The following is a 2,129-nucleotide window of genomic DNA, read 5'->3' on the forward strand; positions in this document are numbered from 1 at the left end:
GGCAAGCGCTGCATGCATCGGCTCGACTGGGTCCAAGAAGCGCGCCCAGGTTTTGAGCGTCACGGACTCGGGGATATCCACTTCGTAAAATCGCTGATAGCCTTTCCACAGCGGAAACCAAATATCAAAATTGCTGTTTTCAATGGCTTTGATCTCGACTGATTGCACAGAATGCTCCTGAAATTCGGATGACCGCCCCGCTGCTGTATGCGGACGGGCGCGCGGACGTGGCCGGTTGGTCTTCGTTTTTCCCGGACCCCGCACCTATGCCCCGATGGGTTTCACACCGTACTTTTGATGGTAGGTGTTCCTGATCTCGTCCTGACTCCGAGGAGGGGCGGCAAAGACATGGGCCGGCGACAGCAACGGGGTGATCGAAGTGGGTTCGAGTTTGACAACGTGATCGACGGGATACTCTGGGCCGTTCGTCGCTCGAACCCAGTCGGCGATCACCGAATACTCCTCATCGCCTGGCGGCAGTACCAACGCTTGGCCCTTGAATCGATAACCGCGCCTCTGGAAGATATCGATTACATTAATTTCGACGGCGGGATTGCGCTTCAAGTTCAGTATCGTCCGGGGCGATGCGATATCGGCGAAGTAGAGAACGCCGTTCCTGACCGTCAAAGACGCCTTCGGCGAAAGATTGGGCGTTCCGTCTTCGTTGACTGTCGCGACGAACGACAATATCGCGTGCTTGATAATCGCCTCGATGTCGGCAGTGATTTCAATCATAGATATCCTCCTTCGTTCTTCACGGACCTAGCTCGCTGTCACTTCGAGCCCGCGCTGCACCGCCGGACGCGCGAGGCCACGGTTGAACCACGCCTGCACATTAAGAAAGCGGTCGAAGCCGTCGAGCTCGCGCGCTTCGTAAAACCCGATCAGATTGCGCACCCAGCCGAGCAGCGAAATGTCGGAGACGCTGTAATCAGCCCCCATCACCCAGTCGCGGCCTGCGAGACGGTCGTCGAGGACACCGAGCAGCCGCGCTGATTCGGTTGCGTAACGGTCGCGTGGGCGCTTGTCCTCATAGGCTTTGCCTGCGAATTTGTTGAAGAAGCCGACTTGGCCAAACATCGGCCCGACTCCGCCCATCTGCCACATCACCCACTGGATCGTTTCGTAGCGGATGTTCTGATCGGCCGAGATAAATCGCCCCGTCTTGTCGGCAAGATAGAGAAGGATCGCGCCCGATTCGAACAGCGCGAGTGGCGCGCCGTTCGGCCCGTCGGGGTCATAGATTGCAGGAATCTTGCCGTTGGGATTGAGCGCGAGAAAGGCCGGGTCGTGGTTTTCGTTCGCCATGATGTCGATCCGGTGCGGCTCGTAGGCGAGGCCCGTTTCCTCGAGCATGATGCCGACCTTCACCCCATTGGGCGTTGGCAGGGAAAAGAGTTGCAGCCGATCGGCGTACTGCGCCGGCCAGCGCGTGAAAATCGGATGATCGAGAGTCACTTTCTTGCTCCTAAGTCAGATCGAGCCAGCCGGCGGAACGGCGGGATAATCCTTCTCGGGATCGAACACGTTATTGAAAAAGTTCGTCAGGGAGAACATGGCCACCAGCGCGACAATCTCCATGACGTTCGCATCCGTGTAGCCGGCATCGCGGACGTCTTTAACATCGGCGTCATTGACTCGGCCGCGAGTCTCGATGACCTTGCGCGCAAACTGGACGGCGGCGTCGCGCTTCGGGTCACTGGAATGCCCCTTCCGAGCGAGGATGATTTCGTCGGCCGGCATCTTGGCCATATTGGCCGCATAGGTGTGAACCGCCAGGCAGTAGTTGCAGCCATTCACCTCGGAGACAATGAGACTGATGGCTTCACGCGCCTTCATGTCGAGCGCCTTGTTCAAGGAGCTGCGGAAGGTGGCCCATGCATTGAACGCGATCGGGCTCTGCGCGAAAGTCGCCAGCATATTTGGGGTGAACCCGAGATTTTTACTGAATGCATCGAGAGTCGGTTTCGAATCAGCCGGCACCTGTTCCGGCTTTAGAGCAGCAATTCTTGGCATCGTCGTCTTCCTTAAGTTACTGAGACTTGTCGGCACATACGAAAAGCCCAGGCGCGTTCCCAAGAATCTTTCCGGGGTGCATCTGGGCTTTCGCGTAACGCTCGCATCACATC

General features: G+C 57.7%; 3 protein-coding genes and 1 pseudogene. All 4 read right to left on the minus strand.

Annotated elements, in window-relative coordinates; all coding sequences use genetic code 11:
- A pseudogene (locus tag AC1DY5_RS52755) lies at window positions 1-168 on the minus strand (GNAT family N-acetyltransferase); the annotation flags it as partial.
- A gap of 96 nt (window positions 169-264) precedes the next feature.
- Entirely contained in the window at window positions 265-735 is a 471-nt protein-coding gene (locus AC1DY5_RS52760; RefSeq protein ID WP_478122206.1) for a pyridoxamine 5'-phosphate oxidase family protein, read from the minus strand.
- Between the two features lie 27 nt (window positions 736-762).
- Window positions 763-1,458: a glutathione S-transferase N-terminal domain-containing protein gene (locus AC1DY5_RS52765; RefSeq protein ID WP_478122207.1), complete on the minus strand. Its 696-nt coding sequence runs from the start codon at window positions 1,456-1,458 to the stop codon at window positions 763-765.
- A gap of 15 nt (window positions 1,459-1,473) precedes the next feature.
- Complete coding sequence (locus AC1DY5_RS52770) at window positions 1,474-2,016, minus strand: carboxymuconolactone decarboxylase family protein (protein WP_478122208.1); 543 nt, start codon at window positions 2,014-2,016, stop codon at window positions 1,474-1,476.
- Between the last annotated feature and the right edge of the window lie 113 nt (window positions 2,017-2,129).

Source organism: Variovorax sp. P4_D9 (assembly GCF_056401695.1).

What these genes read in the sequence shown, in the direction of transcription:
- AC1DY5_RS52770 (WP_478122208.1), bottom strand. Translation starts at nt 2,016, where the DNA reads ATGCCAAGAATTGCTGCTCTAAAGCCGGAACAGGTGCCGGCTGATTCG.
- AC1DY5_RS52760 (WP_478122206.1), bottom strand. Translation starts at nt 735, where the DNA reads ATGATTGAAATCACTGCCGACATCGAGGCGATTATCAAGCACGCGATA.